Below are 6,530 nucleotides of genomic sequence, written 5' to 3'. Positions count from 1 at the left end.
GCTTGAGTTATCCACACCTGAAAAATTTTATATTTTCCTTATCAATGAAAAAACAGGCAGCGAAGCTAATAAGCCTGCTGCCTGCACATACTCTTGCAATTACCTCTCGAGCGTCCCATCCTTGCTTTGGTGCAAATCCTGATCTTCCGGAAGCTGGGTCGTCCTCTCTAGCCCGCTCGTATCCTCACCCATCCCTTTCAGGAATTCAAAAAGTAATGTGAGAGCGCGGTTGATCTCAGGATCCTTCAGTGATCTGACAATATCAAAATAGCCTAATTTGTCATCGTTATCCTTGTATTCTGCCACTCGTGCAATCCCAGAATTCAATTTCAGCAGCAGCGGTTCGAGCTGCTTAACATTGATTGTTCCCAGAACGCCGACCATTAGCAACAGATTCTTTAACGTATTTGTAGCCTCTGGTTTGTCAGCAGCTTTCACCAATACATTTAAAACTTTGTCTCCCTCGCTGAATAATCCGCTAAGCAATGCCAAAACTCCACGATCATGCATATGTTTCATGACATCCAGTGATTGTAAAATAGCATCCTTGTTATCTAATAGGGCACTCTCTACTTCTTCGAGATCCATCTTTCTTTTTTGGTCCTCTGACAATTCGATATGCTGAATTTTTGTGATTGCTTTAGCCATTCTGAGTCCGTCCCTTCTTCACAAGATCACCCGGGAAGATATAATCCGGTCGTGCCCACTTCTTCTGTACCTGGACGCCGATTTGCGGCTGAGGATTACCGTATCGGAAATTATTCCTTGGTAAAGGATTATCACCTTCATATTGCAGTATTTCCATTTTCGCTTTTGTCTCTTTGTATGCCGGGGTGTCAGTGTCCTTGTCACCATAGCTGCTTGTAAGAAGATTGATCGCCGCATCCCCCTGGTCATTCATTGGCAGATAAACCTCTTTACCCGTCACTCTGTCTGTAACTACACATCTGACCTTTACGTTGCCATATGGCGATGTCAATCTTACGAGTGTGCCATCCTTCAATCCTCTTTCCTCAGCAAGCTCTGGAGAGACCTCCAGGAAAGTTTCAGGAGTTTTCGAGGTAATTCCTTTCGACTTATAGGTCAAATTCCCTTCATGGAAATGTTCCAATAAACGTCCATTGTTTACATGAATATCATATTCTGCACCATACTGCACAGGGATCGACCATTTTACCGGGTGAAGCCTTGCTTTACCATCCGGGAATGGGAAACCGTCTAAATATAGAACAGGGCTGTCGGTACCATCCCGATCTACTGGCCATTGCAGGCTGTTGTAACCTTCCAGCCGTTCATAAGAAACACCAGCGTAAATCGGCATCAGGCTGGCAGCCTCCGCCATGATCTCAGCCGGGTGCTGATATGTCCACTGCGCGCCAAGACGATTTGCAACTTCCAACAGGATTTCCCAATCAGGCTTTGATTCGCCCATCGGTTCAAATACCTGGTATAAGCGCTGAATCCTGCGTTCTGTGTTCGTGAATGTCCCTTCTTTTTCAAAGCTGGGACTTGCAGGCAATACTACATCGGCAAATTGTGCTGTTCTGGAAAAAAACACATCCTGAACTACGAAGAAATCCAATTTTTCATAGGCTGCGTGCACATGGTTGATATTTGAATCCACAAGGCCCATTTCCTCGCCTTTTATATAAAGAGCTTTTAATGTACCGTTATGCATGCCCTCTATCATGTCATGATTATTGATTCCCGGTTCAGCAGGAAGCTTGGCACCCCATGCCTGTTCAAATTTTTGACGTGCCGTATCATCGAATACCTTCTGATATCCTGGCAATGAATCAGGACTGCTTCCAAAATCTCCAGCCCCCTGTACGTTATTATGGCCGCGAAGAGGGTAAGCTCCCGTTCCGGGACGGCCATAATTGCCTGTTATCAACAACAAGTTGGAAATTGCTGTACTGGTGTCACTGCCGCCAAGATGCTGTGTAACACCCATAGCCCATAAAGCACAAACACTCTTCGCTTCATGAATATGGGTTGCGATATCAATTAATGTTTCTTTGGAAAGGCCAGTGGTTTTCTCTGCATACTCCAAGGTGAATCCTTCCAGGCTCTCAACATACTGTGAAAGACCATTCACTTTGCTCTTTAAAAACTGCTCATCTGCCCAGCCCTGGTCTACGATATACTTGGTTACAGCTGAAAGCCAGATTAAGTCGGTTCCTGCTTTCGGTCTTACAAACAGGTCAGCACGATCAGCCATTTCATGCTTCCTCAGATCTGCAACAATGACTTTTTGTCCATTCAGCTTTTGTGCCCTTTTCACTCGTGTCGCAAGGACTGGATGAGCCTCAGATGTATTGGAACCAATGATAATCACTAAATCAGACATAGCAATATCCTTAAATGAACCCGCATCTCCTCCATAGCCAACAGTCCTGAACAGGCCAACTGTAGCCGGAGTCTGGCAGTACCTTGAGCAATTGTCGATATTGTTCGTTCCAATAACAGCTCTAGCAAGCTTTTGCATTAAATATGATTCTTCATTTGTACATTTTGAAGATGTGATAAAACCAAGTGAGTCTGGACCGTATTCACTCTTAATTCCGGTGAATTTGTTAGCGATCAGGCTAAGTGCTTCCTCCCACTCCGCTTCTCTGAAACTGTCTCCTTCACGTATCAGCGGCTTCGTAAGACGTTCTTCACTATTTACAAAATCCCAGCCGAACTTCCCTTTTACACAGGTTGAAATCCCATTGGCAGGCGCATCTATTTGAGGTTCCACTTTAAGGATCTCACGGTCTTTCGTCCACACGTCAAAACTGCAGCCTACACCGCAGTAGGTACATACTGTTTTGGTCTTCTTAATTCTTGAATCACGCATTGCTGATTCCATATCGGAAATAGCCAGGATTGATCCGTAACCCGTTTCTACCCCTTTTGTAATTTCAATCATCGGACGGAGCGTCTCTTTGGCAATTCCAGTCAGGAAGCCCGCTTCTCCTTCCATCCCTTTTTCCATCATTGCATTACATGGACATACCGTTGAACAATGGCCACATGACACACAGGAAGATTCATTGATTGGAACATCATTATCCCAGATCACACGAGGACGGTCACGATCCCAATCAATTCTTAGAGTCTCAGTAACCTGTACGTCCTGGCACGCTTCTACACATCTTCCACACAATATACACTGATCAGGGTCATACCGGTAAAAAGGATTCGAATTATCTTTTTCATATGGTTTGTGATCGAATGGGATGCTCTGGTGATTTATTTTCATTTCTTTGACTGTGTTATGTACCTCACATGTCCCATTATTGTAGTCACAGACCGTACAGTATAGTTCGTGATTAAAAAGAATTTTATCCATTGCCATAGTTTGTGCCTTCTTTACTTCAGGAGCAACTGTATCAATGACATCGCCATTATTCATATTGGTGGAACATGACCTGACCAGTTCCCCATTCACTTCTACTATACAAGTATCACATGTCTCGATTGGTCCCAGGCTAGGATGGTAGCACACGCTTGGAACTTCAACCGAGCTGCCTGAAAGGTATTGAAGGATTGTTTGATTTTCATTAGCCGTCACTTCGGCCCCGTTGATTCTTACGTTTATTTTGCCTGACAAAGCCTCATCTTCCTTTCTTCTATAAAATCGCCCTATTCCTCACTACCCTATCCCATTAGAACCTTAACCACTTTTTTTGAGATTAACATCAAAAAAAAACCCTCCAGAAAATCCGGAAGGGCCTCAAGTTTTTAAATTATAAGAAGCGGCATGAATCGTCATCAGCTGCCTTTGAAGCTAAGAAATAGAATGATTTACCGCTTTGTAAAGTCTCCTTAGCAAATCCAAAGTTATCTAAGAAATCAACTTCATCAACCATGATAATGGAGGAGGCAAAAAGCAAAGCCTGCAGGTGAAATAGAGAAGTTTCAATCATGAATGAAATTGACTCTGAGATCTCAGTCCAGCTAATACAGCAAGTCTTCCTCTTATCCCAAGTGTTTCATAAGCATATTCAACGCTTTCAGCCGTCCTATCTGAAATGGAAGCCGCCGTATTGATGAGGTCGCTCCAATTCCCGTCAAATACGAAAGCACTCCAGGAACATAAGGAGTTATCTGTCTCTCCGCCCTCCTGCAAAAAATTGATTGTTAAAAATTGCTCGTCCTCATTAAAAGTATACACGCACTTCAAATCAGTCATGAATTCCCTCCCGGATGAAATGAATTTAGTCTGCCTCAAACTGATCTCGTTCATGATTGCACTGCAAATGACATCCTAAAGAATGAAAATTAACAAATAGTAAAATACTTACAACAAGAGTTCGCCAAATGGGAGCTGAGTTTTATGAAGAATAAATTAGTCCACTTAGTGCTTCTGATCATTGTAATAATTGTTTTCACATGGTCGGCCATCAAGCCCACAGCTTATTCCTCCTGGGTTTTGGAAGTAACGCCCGCAGTTGTTCCGATTGTAGTATTTCTTATTCTTTATAAAAAATTCCGATTAACTACGCTTTCCTACACAATCATCGCATTCGTCACCATTCTTATGTTCATTGGAGGGCACTACATATATTCAAAAGTACCTCTTTTTGATTGGCTGAAAGATACATTGGATTTAAAACGGAATGATTATGACAGGTTTGGCCATTTCATGAAAGGCCTGATAGCAATTGTTATTCGCGAAATCTTGCTAAGAAAAACCTTGCTCTATAAAGGAGGCTGGCTGAATGGACTTGTAATTTCCATTGTTCTGGCAATTGCTTCCTTATATGAAATCGTTGAATGGCTTTTTGCATTAGTGGCAAAAGGGGGGAGGGTCTCAAAGGATTTTTTAGGCACTCAGGGAGACATTTGGGATACACAATGGGATATGTTCTTAAGCTTTATCGGATCTATAATTGCGTTAATACTTTTAACAAAAATGCATGACCAATTGTTAAAACGGGAAATAGGATTACAAGCAAATAAATTTCACAAGGAGGAAGAAGAATGAAAAAAGAACATAGAGAAGAAATGAACCATACTGACGGAGCTGAACAAAAACATAGCATGGTTTGTAATGATCAGTTATTTTTCCAGGAGTTGCGGATAGCAGCTGAGGAAGCAGAAAAGGATTATGACAACCAGGATAATTTAAGATCCTGATTTGGTTACAGGAAAGGACATTTTAAACCAGGCTCCTTCGCTCGATTTACAAAAATACACTAAAAAAGAAGGCACACCAGATGGCGTGCCTTCTTAAAATATTCTAATTCATGAACCGGTCCCTTTCGGCAGCTTCTTCTGCGCGTTGTGCTTCACGCTCTTCATACCAAAGTTTGATATGAGTGAGGATAGAAAAGACAAGGAAAAAGTTCATTGTCCAGACACTGACAAAAGGAGCAATTCCGCCGAAATCAATGGCCTCATATTGCTTTATTCCCATAACGATGAAGGACTCGATAAAAACAAGAACAAAACCGGCTACACCAGCAATCGCCATACGCATCATAATCACCATCAACCACCTTATCGTTGATTTATCAGATTATTTAAATAATACGACTTATTATCATTAAGTGCAACCATTTTGTTCATAAATTTGACTAATTTTAGTTATTAAAATTATCTTCTTAAGTTTTTTTGCTTTTGCATGATTTCATATGACTTTTCGATAATATCTGTCAATACATCACCTTTATATATTCTGCCAATCTTCGTATTTTCCTGATAATATTCAACAATCTCTTCGAGTTTATCTGATGTTTCTTTAGACACTCTTACATTTAACTGAATTCTCTGGGCATCATTCATAGAATCAATTTCCCTCCAAGTCCTTATGTATCAAGAAATACCCATAATCTATCAAACTGCTAGCAGATGTATATCATGTAGATAATTGTCGCTAACATTTTGTAACGAAACCAATTTTAGCATATTCAGCACATAATAACACTTCTTTGTTCTAATTTACTGTTTTCCCATTAGTAATCAGGGGTATTTCACTAAAAAAGACTTGGAGACATGACATGGAATTAACAAAATGGTCATACACAAAAAGATACAATATTAAAGCCCAATTCAACGAGTACCCTGATTCTCTTGTCATGTTCAGACGAATAAAAAACTACTATTTTGTCTATACAGTCCAGTGGTCCATGAACGATCCTTTTGTAACGAAAAATGCACTTGAGGAGATGGAATGGCTGCTTAATAGAGAGTTAGGCACCGAAGAAGATTACCGACAGAGAAAGCAGTTCCGAAAATGAAAATTAATTACTATAACTAGAGTAAGAGAGCAGCATTTCACTTAATTAATGAGGCTTCATGTAGGTTTTCTTCCCCTTCTTTTGTCATCCACTATAAGATCAGTCAGGGCTATTTGCAGAACTTGATTCAGCGGTGTGCCCCTTTCCCTTTAGAGCTAGCTCCAAAAAGTTGGTTTCTGCCTCTGAATAAAATAAAATTAACAATATCAGAGATTTGAATGCATGGATTACTAGCATTCTATATTGGAGAATATCTAATAAAAGGTGAACCCAGCCCCTTAAAGGGGCTGGGTTCACCTT

8 protein-coding genes are annotated in these 6,530 nt (G+C 41.0%); 3 read left to right on the top strand and 5 right to left on the bottom strand.

Features of this window, described 5'->3' with window-relative positions; all coding sequences use genetic code 11:
* Nucleotides 1-99 precede the first annotated feature (99 nt).
* The 3 genes from V7201_RS22825 to V7201_RS22815 form a co-directional block, all read right to left on the bottom strand.
* Nucleotides 100-648 carry a DUF1641 domain-containing protein gene (locus V7201_RS22825; protein ID WP_335379051.1) on the bottom strand — a complete coding sequence of 183 codons (549 nt, stop codon included), beginning with the start codon at nucleotides 646-648 and terminating at the stop codon, nucleotides 100-102.
* On the bottom strand, nucleotides 641-3,598 hold the full coding sequence (gene fdhF / locus V7201_RS22820; RefSeq protein ID WP_335379050.1) for a formate dehydrogenase subunit alpha: 2,958 nt from the start codon (nucleotides 3,596-3,598) through the stop codon (nucleotides 641-643). Before fdhF ends, V7201_RS22825 begins: the two co-directional genes overlap by 8 nt.
* 312 nt (nucleotides 3,599-3,910) lie before the next feature.
* A complete protein-coding gene (locus V7201_RS22815) occupies nucleotides 3,911-4,180 on the bottom strand; it encodes a hypothetical protein (protein ID WP_335379049.1) in 270 nt (89 codons plus the stop codon).
* A 144-nt stretch (nucleotides 4,181-4,324) separates the two neighbouring features.
* On the opposite strand from V7201_RS22815, the gene V7201_RS22810 reads away from it, so the two are divergent.
* Together V7201_RS22810 and V7201_RS22805 are read left to right on the top strand one after the other, a co-directional pair.
* The gene (locus V7201_RS22810; protein WP_335379048.1) at nucleotides 4,325-4,975 is read left to right on the top strand and encodes a DUF2238 domain-containing protein; all 651 of its coding nucleotides are present in this window, start codon (nucleotides 4,325-4,327) and stop codon (nucleotides 4,973-4,975) included.
* A complete protein-coding gene (locus V7201_RS22805) occupies nucleotides 4,972-5,127 on the top strand; it encodes a hypothetical protein (protein ID WP_335379047.1) in 156 nt (51 codons plus the stop codon). The genes V7201_RS22810 and V7201_RS22805 overlap by 4 nt, the downstream gene beginning before the upstream one ends.
* 103 nt (nucleotides 5,128-5,230) lie before the next feature.
* Here V7201_RS22805 and V7201_RS22800 read toward each other — a convergent pair whose 3' ends face one another.
* On the bottom strand, nucleotides 5,231-5,482 hold the full coding sequence (locus V7201_RS22800) for a hypothetical protein (RefSeq protein WP_335379046.1): 252 nt from the start codon (nucleotides 5,480-5,482) through the stop codon (nucleotides 5,231-5,233).
* Nucleotides 5,483-5,586: 104 nt separating this feature from the next.
* Nucleotides 5,587-5,775, bottom strand: a complete 189-nt coding sequence (locus tag V7201_RS22795) for a hypothetical protein (protein ID WP_335379045.1) — start codon at nucleotides 5,773-5,775, stop codon at nucleotides 5,587-5,589.
* A 215-nt stretch (nucleotides 5,776-5,990) separates the two neighbouring features.
* Here V7201_RS22795 and V7201_RS22790 point away from each other — a divergent pair, with 215 nt between their 5' ends.
* Nucleotides 5,991-6,230 carry a hypothetical protein gene (locus tag V7201_RS22790; protein WP_335379044.1) on the top strand — a complete coding sequence of 80 codons (240 nt, stop codon included), beginning with the start codon at nucleotides 5,991-5,993 and terminating at the stop codon, nucleotides 6,228-6,230.
* Nucleotides 6,231-6,530: the final 300 nt, after the last annotated feature.

This window comes from Bacillus sp. JJ1122 (genome assembly GCF_036964885.1).
In the GTDB taxonomy this organism is placed as follows: Bacteria; Bacillota; Bacilli; order Bacillales; family Cytobacillaceae; genus Mesobacillus.
This window is presented reverse-complemented; position numbering and strand designations above follow the sequence as displayed.